General features: G+C 58.6%; 12 protein-coding genes. All 12 read left to right on the top strand.

The window, feature by feature from the left end; genetic code table 11:
- The first annotated feature begins 596 nt into the window (after nucleotides 1–596).
- The 12 genes from nac to WFL93_RS18025 all read left to right on the top strand — a co-directional run bounded on the left by nac (nucleotide 597) and on the right by WFL93_RS18025 (nucleotide 15,657).
- Entirely contained in the window at nucleotides 597–1,514 is a 918-nt protein-coding gene (gene nac, locus WFL93_RS17970) for a nitrogen assimilation transcriptional regulator NAC (protein ID WP_007890984.1), read from the top strand.
- Nucleotides 1,515–1,854: 340 nt separating this feature from the next.
- Complete coding sequence (gene cbl / locus WFL93_RS17975; protein WP_008109354.1) at nucleotides 1,855–2,814, top strand: HTH-type transcriptional regulator Cbl; 960 nt, start codon at nucleotides 1,855–1,857, stop codon at nucleotides 2,812–2,814.
- A gap of 157 nt (nucleotides 2,815–2,971) precedes the next feature.
- Complete coding sequence (locus tag WFL93_RS17980; RefSeq protein ID WP_336778701.1) at nucleotides 2,972–4,429, top strand: NAD-dependent succinate-semialdehyde dehydrogenase; 1,458 nt, start codon at nucleotides 2,972–2,974, stop codon at nucleotides 4,427–4,429.
- 418 nt (nucleotides 4,430–4,847) lie between these two features.
- Nucleotides 4,848–6,317: an aldehyde dehydrogenase family protein gene (locus WFL93_RS17985; protein WP_336778702.1), complete on the top strand. Its 1,470-nt coding sequence runs from the start codon at nucleotides 4,848–4,850 to the stop codon at nucleotides 6,315–6,317.
- Between the two features lie 28 nt (nucleotides 6,318–6,345).
- The gene (locus WFL93_RS17990) at nucleotides 6,346–7,014 is read left to right on the top strand and encodes a haloacid dehalogenase type II (RefSeq protein ID WP_049852521.1); all 669 of its coding nucleotides are present in this window, start codon (nucleotides 6,346–6,348) and stop codon (nucleotides 7,012–7,014) included.
- 14 nt (nucleotides 7,015–7,028) lie between these two features.
- Nucleotides 7,029–8,306 carry an NAD(P)/FAD-dependent oxidoreductase gene (locus WFL93_RS17995; protein ID WP_336778703.1) on the top strand — a complete coding sequence of 426 codons (1,278 nt, stop codon included), beginning with the start codon at nucleotides 7,029–7,031 and terminating at the stop codon, nucleotides 8,304–8,306.
- A gap of 139 nt (nucleotides 8,307–8,445) precedes the next feature.
- The gene (locus tag WFL93_RS18000; protein WP_336778704.1) at nucleotides 8,446–10,050 is read left to right on the top strand and encodes an ABC transporter substrate-binding protein; all 1,605 of its coding nucleotides are present in this window, start codon (nucleotides 8,446–8,448) and stop codon (nucleotides 10,048–10,050) included.
- Between the two features lie 216 nt (nucleotides 10,051–10,266).
- Entirely contained in the window at nucleotides 10,267–11,220 is a 954-nt protein-coding gene (locus WFL93_RS18005; protein WP_007890973.1) for an ABC transporter permease, read from the top strand.
- Nucleotides 11,220–12,071 carry an ABC transporter permease gene (locus WFL93_RS18010; protein ID WP_049852524.1) on the top strand — a complete coding sequence of 284 codons (852 nt, stop codon included), beginning with the start codon at nucleotides 11,220–11,222 and terminating at the stop codon, nucleotides 12,069–12,071. Before WFL93_RS18005 ends, WFL93_RS18010 begins: the two co-directional genes overlap by 1 nt.
- Nucleotides 12,068–13,732: an ABC transporter ATP-binding protein gene (locus WFL93_RS18015; RefSeq protein ID WP_049852525.1), complete on the top strand. Its 1,665-nt coding sequence runs from the start codon at nucleotides 12,068–12,070 to the stop codon at nucleotides 13,730–13,732. Before WFL93_RS18010 ends, WFL93_RS18015 begins: the two co-directional genes overlap by 4 nt.
- 153 nt (nucleotides 13,733–13,885) lie before the next feature.
- The gene (locus WFL93_RS18020; protein ID WP_336778705.1) at nucleotides 13,886–14,731 is read left to right on the top strand and encodes a GNAT family N-acetyltransferase; all 846 of its coding nucleotides are present in this window, start codon (nucleotides 13,886–13,888) and stop codon (nucleotides 14,729–14,731) included.
- Entirely contained in the window at nucleotides 14,731–15,657 is a 927-nt protein-coding gene (locus WFL93_RS18025) for a 2-hydroxyacid dehydrogenase (protein WP_336778780.1), read from the top strand. Before WFL93_RS18020 ends, WFL93_RS18025 begins: the two co-directional genes overlap by 1 nt.
- Nucleotides 15,658–15,702 lie beyond the last annotated feature (45 nt).

Genomic DNA, 15,702 nt, shown 5'->3' on the forward strand with positions numbered 1-15,702 from the left:
TATCTCTCGCATCCCAGGGCATAAGCGACTCCATAAACGGGTTCTTATGCCTTAGTTGTAAGTGTCTACCATGTCCCCGAACAAGTGTTCACGATCTCCCCGGACTGAACAGCGGGAGAGGGTTAGGGTGAGGGACAGCGCGCACATAACGCAATATTTCCGTTCGGTCGGTTCCCTCTCCCGCGTGCGGGAGAGGGTTAGGGTGAGGGAAAGCGCGCACCGCCCCACATAAGTTTTCCAGCTGGTTAATTACCTTCTTTCCTGCTCGATCTCTTTCGTTATCGCCATTTCTGCCCGTTTCCGGCTACTTCTGCACCACATCCTCTCATTGAGCCATCACTTTTTTGCACGCCTGCCTCGCATTTCCTGCCCCATCGCGGTGCAATGCGCTGGAATCCTAATCCGTTTGCGTCATCGCTCGCGCTTATTAACTCCTTCGAGGTAATCACAAATGCTTATTTTCCGTGCCTTTAGGAAAAATCCGCTAATACTTTTCTGCGTCCCTAACAAACCTGGCCTGCATATTGCAACTTCATGAACATAAGCCAGCAGGCTGAAACACCCAACCTGGGTATTCGGGGATTGACGGAGGCAACATGAATTTAAGACGACTCAAGTACTTTGTAAAAATCGTCGATATCGGCAGCCTGACTCAGGCAGCAGAAGTGCTGCACATCGCGCAGCCTGCGCTTAGCCAGCAGGTCGCTACGCTGGAAAATGAACTCGATCAGCAATTGCTGATCCGCACCAAGCGCGGCGTGACGCCAACCGAAGCCGGTAAAATTCTCTATGCCCACGCCCGCACTATTCTGCGTCAGTGTGAACAGGCGCAAACGGCGGTGATCAATGCCGGACAGGCGTTGAACGGTCAAGTGTCTATCGGCTTAGCGCCGGGCACCGCTGCATCCTCGCTCACTATGCCGCTGCTGCAAACGGTACGTGAACAGTTCCCGGATGTGCTGGTGTATCTACACGAAAACAGCGGCTCGTCGCTGAATGAAAAGGTGATGAACGGCCAGCTGGATATGGCAGTGCTATATGACCGTGCGCCAACCGCAGGCATCAACAGCATTCCATTAATGAAAGAAGAGCTGTATCTGGTGGGCGCAACGGCATGTCCAGGTGCCAGCGTTGATCTGGCTGAAGTGGCGCAGATGAGCCTGTTCCTGCCACGCGACTACAGCGCGGTGCGTAAACGCGTTGATGAAGCCTTCTCGCTGCGTCGCCTCAGTGCGCGCATCATCGGCGAAATTGAATCAATCTCCACCCTTACCGCTGCCGTAGCCAGCGGCATGGGCGTCACGGTGCTGCCAGAGTCTGCCGCACGTGCGTTAGTGAGTTCCACGCATGCGTGGATGGCGCGGATTAACAGCCCGTCGTTGAATCTGCCGCTGTCGTTGAATATTTCTGCCCGTTTGCCGCTGTCGCCATCGGCGCAGGCAGTGAAGAATATCCTGCTGTCGCTGTTGAATAAGCCGATGGTGGAAGATCGTGAATTGATGTTGGTGGGTTGAGTTAGTCGCACTTTTCCCCTCACCCTAACCCTCTCCCGCAGGCGGGAGAGGGAACCGATCCAGCCCTTCCACAGCAAAATTGGTCACCTCACTAACCCGTTTCCCATCTCGCAGATGGGAGAGGGAACCGATCCAGCCTTTTTAACTCGCATTAATCACCTTACCCATTAGCCGCACCGTCGGCTCCCTCGCCCGCTTGCGGGAGAGGGCTGGGGTGAGGGCGTCTCTCAAACCCTCCCTTATTACTATTCCGCATAACACACCGTTTTTTATTATTTGTTGCGATGACACCAACTTCATAACATGGATGAAACAGGGGCAGGAACCAGGAGAAAAGGGTGTGAATTTCCAGCAACTTAAAATTATACGTGAAGCGGCCCGTTGCGAGTTCAACCTGACCGAAGTGGCGAATACGCTGTTTACCTCCCAATCCGGGGTGAGCCGCCATATTCGCGATCTGGAAGATGAACTGGGCGTGGAAATTTTTATTCGTCGTGGCAAGCGGCTATTAGGAATGACGGAACCGGGCAAAGCACTGTTGACCATTGCTGAGCGCATCCTTGATGAAGCGGGTAAAGTTCGTCGCTTAGCGGATGTGTTTACCAATGAAACCAGCGGCGTACTGACCATCGCCACCACGCATACGCAGGCGCGTTACAGCCTGCCGCGGGTGATCAAAGCCTTCCGCCAGCTCTATCCCAACGTACGTCTTGAGCTGAATCAGGGATCGCCGCAGGAGATCGTGGCGATGCTGCTGGCCGGTGAAGCCGATATCGGTATCGCTTCCGAGCAGTTGGTGAATAACAGCAGTCTCGCAGCGTTTCCGTGGTTCAGCTGGCACCACTCGCTATTGGTGCCGCACGACCATGAGTTGCTGCAGCATCAGCCGGTGACGCTCGCCAGTCTGAGCCGCTATCCGCTGATCACCTATCGTCAGGGCATTACCGGCCGTTCGCGCGTCGATCGTGCTTTCCAGGCGGCAGGACTCAGACCGGATATCGTGCTCAGCGCCCAGGACTCTGACGTGGTGAAAACCTACGTTGAATTGGGTCTCGGCGTCGGTATCCTCGCCGATCAGGCGTGCGATATTTATGAAGGTGAAGACCTGGTGAAAATCGATACGCACCATCTGTTTGATGCCAACACCGTGTGGCTCGGCCTGAAGCGGGGTCAATTACAGCGCAACTATGTGTGGCAGTTCCTTGAGCTGTGTAACGCCAATCTGTCGCTGGAGGAGATCAAACGTCAGGCGCTCTCTTACGAAACCGAGAACGAACCGGCTATCGATTTCCAGATTTAAGCGGCTTTCCGGTCGCCACAAAGGCGACCGAATCCCACAGCATAAAATTTCTTTTCCCACCGCAAAACAGACGCCAATCAACATTCCCTCCAGCAGAAAAACATCCTGCGCTGTCGCGTCACGTTACAGTGAAATGACGAAGATACAGGGGATTGTCATGTCGCGAATTCAACTCAAAGATACGGAACTACTGCGCCAGCAGGCGCTGTTTGGCGGTCGCTGGCAGGATGCGCATCAGGGCGCAACGCTACCGGTGATCGATCCTGCCACTCAACAGCCGATAGCCACCATTCCCGCATTGGGTGCGGCGGAAACCGAGCAGGCGATAGATTATGCCGAATCGGTGCGGGTGAGCTGGGGTAAAACGCCCAACGCCACGCGCGCTGCGCTACTGGAGAAGTGGCATCAGCTGATTATTGCTAATGCCGATGACCTGGCGATCATCATGACCGCCGAGCAGGGTAAACCGCTGGCGGAAGCCAAAGGCGAAGTGCTGTACGGGGCCAGCTTCGTTAAGTGGTTCGCCGAAGAGGCGCGACGCATCTATGGCGACACCATTCCGGCACCGAGCGAAGATCGCCGCATTCTGGTGCTAAAGCAGCCGGTGGGGGTGGCCGCAGCCATCACGCCGTGGAACTTCCCGATAGCGATGATCACGCGCAAAGTAGCGCCCGCGCTGGCGGCCGGTTGCCCAATTATCGTTAAGCCCTCTGAACTCACGCCGCTGTCGGCGCTGGCGCTGGCGGTGTTAGCCGAACGCGCCGGATTCCCGAGCGGCGTGCTGCAGGTGCTCACCGGCCAGCCGACCGACATCGGCAGCACCCTCACCGGCAGCCGCACGGTGCGCAAAATATCCTTTACTGGTTCCACCCGCGTGGGGCAGCTGCTAATGCAGCAGAGTGCAGACAGCATTAAGCGTCTGAGCCTCGAGCTGGGCGGCAACGCGCCGCTGATTGTGTTCGATGATGCCGATCTCGATATCACCATTGCTGGCGTGATGGCGAGTAAATTCCGCAACGCTGGACAAACCTGCGTCTGCGCCAATCGCATTCTGGTGCAGCGCGGCATCTACCAGCGCTTCAGTGAACGCTTGTTACAGGCGGTGGCGGCGCTCAAAGTCGGCGACGGCTTTGCGCCCGACAGCACTATCGGGCCGCTGATCAACGATCGCGCAGTCGAGAAAGTTAACAGCCATATAGACGATGCGCTCAGCCAGGGCGCGACCTTGCTGCACGGCGGCATCAGCGCGCCGAACGGCACCTTTGTCGAGCCAACGGTGCTAGGCAATGTCACCAGCAGCATGCGGATTGCGCATGAAGAGACCTTTGGTCCGGTCGCGCCGCTGTTTATCTTTGATAGCGAAGAGGAAGCGATCCGTATGGCGAATGACACACCTTATGGACTTGGCGCCTATTTCTTCACCGAAAATATTCGCCGGGCATGGCGCGTGGCGGAATCACTGGAATTTGGCATGGTCGGCTTTAATACCGGTGCAATATCATTAGATGCCGCACCTTTTGGCGGAATTAAATTATCTGGATTAGGCCGTGAAGGATCGCGATACGGAATAGAAGAGTATCTGGAACAAAAAACCTTTCATATTGGCAGTCTTTAAAATCAACAACGCGCGATAAATCGCGCCGCTACAAATACCTGCACTTATCGTAGCGGCGCAATTTATTGCGCGATCCTATAAACATAAACAGCGCCGCAGCCTCAGGTTCGCGGCGCTGTTTATTTGTGCGCCGCGTCATACTTTCCCGCTTATCCCCGTTTTAGTGCAAGTTTCATGCGAGCTGCACCGCTGCGGCGCACGAAGTTTGTGAGGTAAATCATCTGTTTATTCCTTCGGCAATTCCGCAAAATTTCGCTCATCAATACGGCAGAAAATTTCTTAGCACCGTTTTTTACGCATTTTTATTTTTTAGCTGGCTGGCATACTTTCTGCATTAGCTTATTAGCGTGGCAGAAAAACGCAGTGCAAATCGTTAATTAGCGCGTCTGTGATGGGTGTAACAAATAAGGAATTTTCCATGTTAAGTTTCGACCCTGAAAAAGTTTTACTTCCTGCCGGTCATTATATTGGCGGGCAACATCTTAAGACGGCGGGCGCGCTGTTTGCGGTTAAGCGTCCGTCCGATGGCAAAGTCTATGCCGAACTGAGCGAAGCGCAGAGTGAGGATGTCGATCGTGCCGTCACCACCGCGCACCAGGCACTCAAAACCAGCGGCTGGAGCAGCTGTGCTCCTCGTGCCAGAGGTAAAATTCTGCGTCGCTGGGCCGATCTGATTGAAAACGACCCTTTACTCGCCCAGCTCGAATCGCTCGGTTCTACGCGCCCGATCAGCGATGTCATCCAACATGAAATTCCTTTCACCGCCGAAGCCATCCGTTTCTACGCCGAGTGCGCCGACAAATACAGCGGCGACCTGTTCCCGACTCAGGAGAGCAGCCTCGGCATGTTGATTGCTGAGCCCTATGGCGTGATCGGCGCCATTACGCCGTGGAATTTCCCGCTGTCGATGGCGTCATGGAAGTGCGGCCCGGCGCTGGCCGCAGGTAATGCCGTGGTGCTGAAACCTTCTGAGCTGACGCCATTCTCCACCGTGCGCATGGCCGAGCTGGCGGTGCAGGCCGGCTTACCGGCAGGCGTACTGAATATCGTGCAGGGCAGCGGGGCGGTAACCGGCAGCGCGCTGGTGACGCATCCGCTGGTGCGCAAAGTCTCCTTTACCGGCTCAACCGCGACCGGCGCACGCATCATGGGCGATGTGGCGCAGCACGGCATGAAACCGGTGACGCTGGAGCTGGGCGGCAAAAGTCCGCAGCTGGTGTTTGATGATGCTGGCGATATCGACGTACTGGCGCAGCGAATTCTGCGTGGCTTCACCGCCAACGGCGGCCAGGCGTGCGTCGCTGGCACCCGTCTGATTGTGCAACGCGGCATTGCGCAGCCGTTGCTGGATCGTCTGGTGGCGCTGTGTCAGCAGCCGCGCCCGGGCGTCACCTGGCAGGAGAACAGCCGCTATGCGCCGCTGATTGATGAGCGCCAGGGCAAAAAAGTGGCCTCGGTGATTGCCGATGCCAAAGCGCAGGGTGCCGAAGTGCTGGTGGGAGGCGAACGCTTCGCCGACACCGCAGAAGGCTGGTTCTGGCAGCCAACGCTGCTGTGCGCTGTCGCTAACGATAATCCGGCGGTGCAGCAGGAAATTTTTGGACCGGTGCTCACCGTGCAGCAGTTTGACGACGAAGAGGAGGGGCTGGCGTTGGCGGCGCACGAAACCTACGGCCTGTGCGCCGGCGTGCATACGCTGAGCCTGCCGCGCGCCCTGCGATCGGTGCGCGCGCTGGAATCCGGCACCGTGTGGGTCAATCGCTATGGCCGCTCCGGTGACTTTATTATCCCGACCGGCGGTTTTCTCGGCTCGGGCATTGGCAAGGATCTGGGACGTCAGGCATTCCAGGCCTGTCAGCGCCAGAAGAGTGTATTAATCGATTTCTAATTTATCTCCCTAACCGCGAGGTCGCTTCATGGCACTGTTTAAACCGAAATTCATCACCTTTGATTGTTACGGCACGCTGATCAACTTTGATATGGCGGGTGCAGCCGAACGCTGCTTTAAAGATCGCGTAGCGCCGCAGGAGATGCTGGCCTTCACCACCGATTTCGCCCGCTACCGTCGCGACGAAGTGCTCGGCGCGTGGAAGCCGTACTACGCGGTGGTCAGTGATGCGTTAGAGCGCACCTGTAAAAAATGGGGCGTGCAGTGGAGCAAAGCGGACAGCGATTTTATCTACACCGACTGCGCCACCTGGGGTCCACATCCTGACGTGCCCGCCGGCTTAGCCAAAGTGGCCAAAGAATTCCCGCTGGTGCTGCTCACCAACTCTATGAAAGACCTGATTCCCCACCACGTGCCACGTCTCGGCGCACCGATTCACATGACCATCACCGCCGAAGAAGTCGGCGCGTATAAGCCGCAGATGAAAGGCTTCGAGTACATGCTGGATAAGCTGAACTGCGGCCCCGAAGAGATTCTGCACGTCTCATCCAGCCTGCGTTACGACCTGATGACCTGTCACGACATGGGCATTAAAAACAAGGTGTGGGTCAATCGCGGTCACGATCCGGCCAATCCGGCGTATGAATATACCGAAATCAGCGATATCGGCGGGCTGCCCGCTGTGGTTGGACTGTAAACCTGGAGGCGGCGATGAAACTCGAATCATTCTGGCAAGCCACCGCGCCAATGTTTAGTGGCGCAGCGACCGGCCCGCTCCCGAGCGTAGCCGATGTGGTGGTGATTGGCGGGGGCTTTACCGGCGTCTCGACGGCGCTCAACCTGGCGCGCAGCGGCATCAATGTGGTGCTGCTGGAGAGCGGCGAGGTGATGAGCCAGGCGTCGGCACGCAATGGTGGGCACTGCAATACCGGCGTGGCGCAGAACTTTGCCTCACTGGTGCAGAGCCAGGGAATCGAGCAGGCCAGCCGCTTCTATCGTGCCTACGACGATGCGGTGAGCTATGTCGAACAGCTGGTGCACGACGAGCAGATTGATTGTGATTTCCGCCTGTGCGGCAAACTGAAATTGGCCAGTAAAGCCTCGCATTTTCCCGGTCTGCGCAGCGCGTGGCAGTTGATGCGCGACACCGTCGACCCGGAAATCGAACTGATTAGCAAAGATGAGATTCGCCGCGAAGTGGGCAGCGAGGCGTTTCACGGCGGCCTGCTGCAGAAGCGCGGCGGCCAGATGCACATGGGCAAGTTTGGTATTGGCCTGGCAGAAGCCGCCGCGCGCAGCGGGGCGAAGATCTTCCCGCATCACGCGGTCACCGGTTTAACCCGTCTTGACGGTTATCGCCACCGCGTCACCACCGCGCACGGCGAGATCGTTGCCGACAAAGTGATGATGGCTACCGGCGTCTCTAACGAAGGCCCGTTCCCGTGGTTCCAGCGCCGTATCGTGCCGGTTGGCAGCTTTATTGTGGTCACCGAACCGCTCGGCGATGCAGTGATCAATCAGGTGTTGCCACAGGATCGCACTTACGTGACCTCGCTGAATATCGGCAACTACTTCCGTACCACCGCCGATCGTCGGCTGGTGTTTGGCGGTCGCGCGCGTTTTGCCGTCAGCAATCCCACCTCTGATACGCGCAGTGGCGACGTGCTGCGGGCGGCGATGACCGCGCTCTTCCCACAGTTGGGCAAGTCACGCATCGATTACTGCTGGGGCGGCATGGTGGATATGACCGCCGACCGTTTGCCGCACGCCGGTGAACAAGACGGCGTGTTTTATTCGATGGGCTACAGCGGCCACGGTACGCAGATGTCGGTGTGGATGGGGCGCGTGATGGCCGATCTGCTGGCGGAAAAACGCAACGAAAATCCCTGGCAGCGCGATACCTGGCCTGCGCTGCCCGGTTACCACGGTAAGCCGTGGTTTTTGCCCCTGGCGGGCTTGTATTACAAAGCCAAGGACCGGCTGTCGTAAGAACCTGTGCGGCCATACAAACGGTCGCCATGAATGGCGACCCTACGGTGATGATGCGGGTTTTGTAGGGGCGCCATTTATGGCGACCGCGTAAAAGACGAAAACGAAATCAACAACCATTCATATTGAGGGTGTGCAGATGAGTAAATTCGATAAAGAGTCTGACGCTGTAAATCCGGCCCTGAACCGCATGCTGACCGAAGGGTCAATGTCGCGCCGTGGCCTGATGAAGTTGTTGTCTGCCGGTGCCGTGATGAGCAGCGGTTTGATCGCTTTCCCGCAGATGAGCTTTGCGGCCACCGCTCCAGTGAAAGGCGGCAAGCTGCGCGCCGCCATGTCCAACGCCTCAGCTACCGATACGCTCGATCCGGCCAAAGGCAACAACAGCGGCGATTACACCCGTCAATTCATGGTCTACAGCGGCCTGACCGAGCTGGATAAAAGCCTCGCGGTGCAGCCGGCGCTGGCGGAATCGCTCGATTCCAGTGACGGCATCACCTGGCAGATCAAACTGCGCAAAGGCGTGACCTTCCATGACGGCAAACCGCTGACCGCCAAAGACGTCATCTACTCGCTGAGCCGCCACAAAGACCCAGCGGTGGCCTCCAACGCCTTTAAGCTGGCCGATCAGTTCAAAACCTTCACTGCGGTAAACGATAACGAAATCACGCTGGAACTCAGCCAGGCCAACTTCGACGTGCCGTTTATGCTGGCCAGCGCGCCGTTCCTGATCGTGCAGGACGGTACCAAAGATTTCAGCAAGGGCATCGGCACCGGGCCATTCAGGCTGAAAGAGTTCACACCGGGCGTGCGGTCGGTCGGGGTGAAGAACCCTAATTACTACAAGCCAGGGCTGCCGCATCTCGATGAAGTGGAGCTGCTGGGCGTCACCGATCAAGCCGCGCGCGTCAACGCGCTAATGTCGGGCGATCTGCACATCGTCTCTACCCTGAGCGCCGCCGACTGCAACCGCATTAAAGCGACGGCCGATTACGGCGTGCTGGAGAGTAAATCCGGCATGTACACCAACCTGATTGTGCGCACTGACGTTAAGCCGGGCAGCAACGAAGACTTCGTGCTGGCGATGAAGTATCTGCAGCCGCGCGACATCCTGGTGAAAACCGTGCTGCAGGGTTATGGCGACGTCAGTAACGATACGCCGGTGCCGCCATGGCATCCGCTGTACAACGCCGATCTCAAACCGCGCCCGCTGGATGCCGAGAAAGCCAAATTCCACATCGAGAAAGCCGGGATGAAAGGCGCGACGGTGGAGATTATCACCACGCCAAACATTGAGGGGTCGGTGGAGGGCGGCCAGCTGATTCAGCAGGTGTCGCGCAGTACCGGCCTCAACATCAAAGTGCGTCGCGTGCCGTATGACGGTTACTGGTCCACGCACTGGACCAAAGATCCGGTCGGCTATGGCTCAATTAACCCGCGCCCGACGCTGGATATGCTGTTCTCGCAGTTCTATCTCTCATCGGCGGCGAATAACGAATCGGGCTGGAAGAACGCGCAATTTGACCAACTGGTGGTGGCGGCACGCGGCGAGCGTGAGCAGACCAAACGTAAGCAGATGTACGGTGACATGCAGAAGCTGATTTACGATCACTGCGGCACCATCATCCCAACCTTTATCAGCTCCACCGATGGCTACAGCAAGAAAGTCGGCGGCGTGGAAGCCTGGCCAAGCGGCATGATGATGGGCTATCGCTTCCATGAGTTCGCCTGGCTGAATGCCTGACCTAGGGTCGCCATTGATGGCGCAATGGTTGCCAGTTAAGAGATGAAAAACCCTAATTACCCAGCGCACACATTGTAGCGGCGCAATTCATTGCGCGATAAATCGCGCCGCTACGGAAAGTGCGGTGATCTGATACTGCGCTTAACTGATCGGCATTACGCCATTCATGGCGACCGATTACCCGGTGCCTGATGATTCTGTACGAGGAGATCGCCGATGAACCGATACATGTTGTTCCTGATTGCCCGGCGCGCAGGCGCGGGCATCCTGACCTTACTTATCGTCTCGGCGGTGGTGTTCTTTATTACCAGCCTGCTGCCCGGCGACGCTGCGCAGATGATTCTGGGGCAAAATGCCACGCCGGAGACGGTGGCGGCGTTACGCCAGCAGCTGGGACTCGATCAGCCGCTGCTGGTGCGCTACTTCACCTGGCTCACCGGCATGCTGCAAGGGGATTTTGGCACCTCGTTCGCCAGCCATCTGCCGGTGCTGCAGCTGGTGGAGCAGCGTATTCCCGCCACGCTGCAGTTGGCCGGCATCACCACGGTGATTTGTGTGCCGCTGGCGCTGCTGATTGGCATCATCGCGGCGATGAATCGCGGCTCTGCGCTGGATCGCTTCCTGGTGATCAGCACCATGGCCACCGTCGCCGTACCGGAGTTTCTGGTGGCGACCGTGGCGGTACTGATCTTCGCGGTGAAGCTGCATTGGGTGTCGGCAATGTCGTTTGGCAGCCCGAATATGGATGTTATTAGCTACCTCAAAGCCTATGCGCTGCCGGTGCTGACGCTGTGCTGCGTGCTGGTGGCACAGATGGCGCGCATGACACGCTCCGCCATCATCAACCAACTCGATAGCCCCTATCTGGAGATGGCGCTGCTGAAAGGCGTGTCGCCGCTGCGTGCAGTGCTGCGTCACGCGCTGCCGAATGCGGTCGGGCCGATTGCCAATGCCATCTCGCTTAGCCTGTCATATCTGTTCGGCGGGGTGATCATCATCGAATCGATCTTCAGCTATCCCGGCCTGGCGAGTGCGCTGGTCGATGCGGTGAGCAACCGCGATCTGCCGGTGGTGCAGCTGTGCGTGATGCTGTTCGCCGCCTGCTATCTGGTGCTGCTGCTGGCGGCCGATATCCTCACCATCGCCTTTAACCCGAAGTGGAGGAGCTGATGAATACATTGCTGCTGCCTGTACGTCTGTTTCAGTCGCTGTCGGTCTCTGGCCGCATCGGCCTGCTGATCTCCCTGTTTTGGCTCTGTATGGCGCTGTTCGGCACCCAGCTGGCCCCGCACAGCGTGGAAGATATCGGCGGCGGGCCGATGCTGGGCGGCATGACGTCTGCCAACTTGCTCGGCACTGATTATCTGGGCCGCGATATCCTCAGCCGCATTCTTTATGGCGCGAAATTCTCCATTGGCCTGGCGCTCACCGCTGCGCTCTGTGCCAGCATCATCGGTACTTTGCTGGCGCTGCTGGCGGCGGTCGCCGGGCGCTGGCTGGAAGAGGTGCTGGGGCGCGTGAACGATGCGCTGCTGGTGCTGCCGGGCAAAGTGCTGTCGCTGATGATTGTCGCGGTGTTTGGCTCTTCGCTGCCAATGCTGATCCTCACCGCCATCTTCACCTACTGGCCGGGCGCGTTCCGTATCGCCTTCGCCATGGCGAGCAGCTTGCGCAATATGGATTACGTGCGTGCGTCGCGTCTGCGCGGTGAAAGCCGCTGGTACGTGGCGATCCACGACATCCTGCCAAATATGGTGCACCCGATGCTTACCGACTTTGGCCTGCGCTTTGTCTATATCGTGCTGCTCCTGAGCGGTTTGAGCTTCCTCGGCCTCGGCGTGCAACCGCCTTATGCCGACTGGGGCACGCTGGTGCGTGAGAACCTGCAGGGCTTATTCAACGGCTCGCCTGCGGTACTGATGCCGGCGGTGGCGATTGCCAGCCTGACCATCGGTGCCAACCTGTTTATCGATAGCCTGCAGCAGATGCGTCCGCTGACGCTCGCGAAGGAGGGAGCATGAACGTGACGCCACATACCGCCATGCCGGTGATCTCGGTTGAGAACCTGCGCGTCACCGCGCAGACCGACAAGGGCGAAGAGATCGATCTGGTCGCTGATATTCGTTTTACCGTGCAGAGAGGAGAAGTGCTGGCGCTGATTGGCGAATCCGGCTCCGGCAAAACCACCATTGCCATGGCATTGATGGGTTATGCGCGCCACGGCTGCCGCATCGCCGACGGCAATATTCATATGGCCGGCACCGACGTGCGCAGCCTGTCGCCGGGCCAGCTGCGCGCGTTTCGTGGCAACAAAGTGGCCTATATCGCGCAGAGTGCGGCGGCGTCATTTAACCCCGGCATGCGCATTCTCGATCAGGTGATTGAGCCGGTGGTGATCCACGGCACTATGAAGCGCAAAGACGCCAAACAGAAGGCGATTGCGCTGTTCCGTGAGCTGGCGCTGCCCAATCCCGACACCATCGGCGATCGCTTTCCGCATCAGGTTTCCGGTGGACAGTTGCAGCGTTTGATGACGGCAATGGCGCTGATTGGCGATCCGGATGTGGTGATCCTCGACGAACCGACCACCGCGCTGGACGTGACGACCCAGGTTGAGGTGCTGAAAGCGTTTCGCCGCGTGGTAGCGCAGCGTGGCGTAACGGCGATTTACGTCAGCCACGATTTGGCGGTGGTGGCGCAGATGGCGGATCGTATTCTGGTGCTGCTGCGCGGTCAGATGGCGGAGTACGGCACCACCGAACGACTGATTGGCGCCCCGCAGGCGGACTACACCAAACTGCTGATGGAGGCGGCGCGACAGAAAGAGCGCCCAAGCAGCTGGACCTGCGCCGAGGCGGATATGCAGCCGCTGATGGAAGTGCGCGATCTCAGCGCCGGTTATGGCCCGCGCGACAGCAATGGCCATTCTAAAATTCGCATTCTTGAAGACATCAATCTGAAGCTGTGGAAAGGGCAGGCGATTGGCATCATTGGCGAGTCCGGTTCGGGTAAAACCACGCTGGCGCACGCCATTGCTGGACTGAACGCGCCGAGTCACGGCCATATTCTGTTTAACGGTCATTACATCAATGGCGACATGCATAAGCGCCCGGACAATGAGCTGCGCCGTATTCAATATGTGTTCCAGATGGCCGATACCGCGCTGAATCCGGCGCACAGCGTCGGGCAGATTTTGTCGCGTCCGCTGACGCTGTTCCACGGCCTGAAAGGGGCCGATCGCGATCGCCGTCTGCATCAGTTGCTGGATCTGGTGAAGCTGCCGCGCACCGTGCTGTGGCGCCGCCCGTGGGCGCTCTCCGGCGGGCAGAAGCAGCGCGTCAACCTGGCGCGCGCGCTGGCGGCGGAGCCAGATTTGATTCTGTGCGATGAAGTGACCTCGGCGTTAGATACCGTGGTGGCTGCCGCGGTGCTGGATTTGATCAGCGAACTGCGCCGCGAGCTCGGGCTGTCGGTGCTGTTTATCAGCCATGACATGCATGCGGTTCGCGCCGTTTGTGATGATATTGTGGTGATGAAGTCGGGCAGAATAGTGACCCAAATCGCCCGTGCCGACTATGACAAACCGACCAGCGAACTCTATTTCGAACGCCTGAAACGCGCGGTGCCTGAACTGCGCCAGGGCTGGCTGGATGAGCACGAAGAGGTGCTGAAGGCAGAGTAAATGCCAGGTCGCCATGAAAAGCGAAATGCCGACCAGCTAAGCGCCGTATCAAATTACCGCACCTTCCGTAGCGGCGCGATTTATCGCGCAATGAATTGCGCCGCTACACTGTGTGCACGCCATTTATGGCGACCTCATTTGCAAGGAACAACCATGATCACACTACGCGCAATGACGCAGGACGATATTGAACACGGCTACGCCATCACCCAACAGCTCAAGTGGCCGCACCGTCGTGATGACTGGCAGCAGGCGCTGGCGCTGGGTGAAGGCGTAGTGGCAGAGCAGCAGGGCGAATTTGTCGGCAGCGCCTTTGGCTGGCGCTGGGGCGAGCAGGCGGCAACCATCGGCTTGGTAGTGGTGAATCCTCAGTTCCAGGGCCAGGGTATCGGCAAGCAACTGATGCTGGCACTGCTGGAGAAATTCCCGCAGTACAACATTCGTCTGCACGCTACAGAAATGGGCAAAGGGCTGTATCAGAAGCTCGGTTTTAGCGTCACCGGCCAGATTCAGCAGCATCAAACGCGCGAGCTGGCGGCGGTGCCCGCGGTCAGCATTCCTGCTGGCTTAACGCTGCGTAACGCGCAAGCCACAGACGCCGATCTGCTGATCGAACTTGATCACCAAGCGCACGGCATGTGGCGTCCTGCTCTGATCAACAGCCTGATTAACGATGTTCAAACCGTGCTGTTGCAGGATGCGCAACAGCGCGTGCACGGTTTTGCCAGCCTGCGCCGCTTCGGTCACGGCTGGGCGATTGGTCCGGTGATCGCTCTCAATAGCGATAGCGCCACAGCGCTGGTCGCGGCACTGATGCAAGGCCTGCGCGGTGAATTCGTGCGTATCGACACGGACGGCGCGCTGCCGCTGGCGGCCTGGCTGGAGACGCTCGGTTTGGTGCAGGTGGATGCACCAACCACCATGGTACGGGGAACGCCATGGTCACCGCAGACCGGTGGCATGCAGGCGTTTGGGTTGATGACCCAGGCGATGGCCTGATGCATATCGTCTATAAATCAGAAGCCACACGCGGCGCGCACTGGCAGCGCTGGCTGGCACAGCATGCGCCAGATATTCAGCTGCATATCTGGCCAGATATCGGTGATGCACAGCAGGTTGAGCTGCTGGTGGCGTGGCAGCCGCCGGAAAACCTGATGCGCACCTTTCCTAACCTCAAAGCGCTGCTCTCGGTGGGCGCGGGTGCAGATCAGTTCGATCTCAGTCAACTGCCGCCGGATTTGCCGGTGGTGCGCATGATCGAACCCGGCCTGACGCAGGGCATGGTTGAATACGTCACCTTTGCGGTGTTGGGCCTGCATCGCGATATGCCGCGCTACTTCCAGCAGCAGCGCGCAGAACAGTGGCAAACCCATCCGATTCGCACCGCCAGCCAGCGCCGCGTCGGTGTGATGGGCCTCGGCGAACTCGGTCAGGCGGCATTAAAACAGCTGGTCGCGCTGGGTTTTGACTGCGCCGGCTGGAGCCGTACACCGCGCGACATCGCGGGCGTACGCTGCTGGCACGGCAGTGAACAGCTCGGCGATTTCCTTACCCACAGCGACATTCTGGTGTGCTTGCTGCCGCTCACCGACAGCACGCGGGGTTTGCTCAATACGCAGCTGTTTGCGCAGTTACCCGACGGCGCGGCGCTGGTGCAGGTGGGACGCGGTCCGCAGCTAAATGAAGACGATCTTTTGGCGGCGCTGGCGAGCGGCAAACTCAGCGCGGCGGTGATCGATGTGACCGATCCCGAGCCGCTGCCCGCCGGGCATCCTTTCTGGCAGCATCCGGCGATTTGGCTCACGCCGCACATCGCCAGCCAGACGCAAACGGACAGCGCCGTCGCCGCGCTGCTCGACAACCTGCGTCGCTACCAGCGCGGTGAACCGATGGTCGGACTGATCGATCGCCAGCGCGGATACTGATCCAGACGCCGAATTTCCCTGCTGAAACGCCTGGGATTTTGACAG

Source organism: Pantoea sp. USHLN256, from assembly GCF_037149875.1.
Lineage (GTDB): Bacteria > Pseudomonadota > Gammaproteobacteria > Enterobacterales > Enterobacteriaceae > Pantoea > Pantoea nemavictus.